This window comes from Vibrio sp. 378 (assembly GCF_033339435.1).
On sequence record NZ_JAWOUO010000377.1, the window covers coordinates 1 to 800 of the forward strand.

The following is an 800-nucleotide window of genomic DNA, read 5'->3' on the forward strand; positions in this document are numbered from 1 at the left end:
TTTTGGCCACCGATACAGACATTTTGATACAGAGGAGAACCTGCCGACGCTTTTGAGTGCGCGCCAGAGCGAATCTTGTTTACTTCAAGCAATTTCAACCAACAGCTTTGCAATAGCTCAAGGGCGAACGCTTTGTTCATCGCGCCACTTTCAAGATCACGCACGTAGTAGTCGTTTAGGAACTGGTCCATCCGACCGAATGAAACAGAGTGGCCATTCGATTCAATTTGCAACATCAACTGCACAAAATAGCTCAGTTGCAGAGCTTGCCAGAAGTTGGTTGGCGCATGGAAAGCCACATGACGACAGTTTTCTGCGATTGTCTCCAGTTCTGCTTTCCTCTCTGGTCGAGTTTCGTTTTGTGCCATTTCCAGAGCGAGATCGGCGTAACTCACGATGTGCTCCTGAATCGCAAGCAAGACAATTTCGACGGACTTATAAAACTGCTCTTTCTTCAACCCTTCATACGTCGACATGTCGTTATTAGCGCGATGCTGACGAACCTCATCCAGCAGACCGTTCATACCGATCTTCAGGATTTTTTCGTTATCCACCGCAAGGTGCGCGTCGCCCGAAGTCATGTTGCCCTCGGCTTTAATGATGGTGCTGGCTAGGATCTCTTGTTGTTCGTCGGTAAAAAGTCCATAGCAGCGATCTTGAACCGTTTTATCGCGCCAGTATGGCGTAATGGCGTGAATGCTTTGTTTGTCTTCTTCACTTACCGCAAAGCCAGCCCCTGGTCGGTCGGCCAGTTCATCGATTTCCGCTTCAATCCAACGCACCGTGTATTCAGGAAAGAT

General features: G+C 48.6%; 1 protein-coding gene. It reads right to left on the bottom strand.

Translation table 11 applies throughout. The features are described from left to right. A partial coding sequence (locus R7Q48_RS26380; protein ID WP_318133153.1) for a pyruvate formate lyase family protein occupies positions 1–800 on the bottom strand: 800 nt, incomplete at both ends.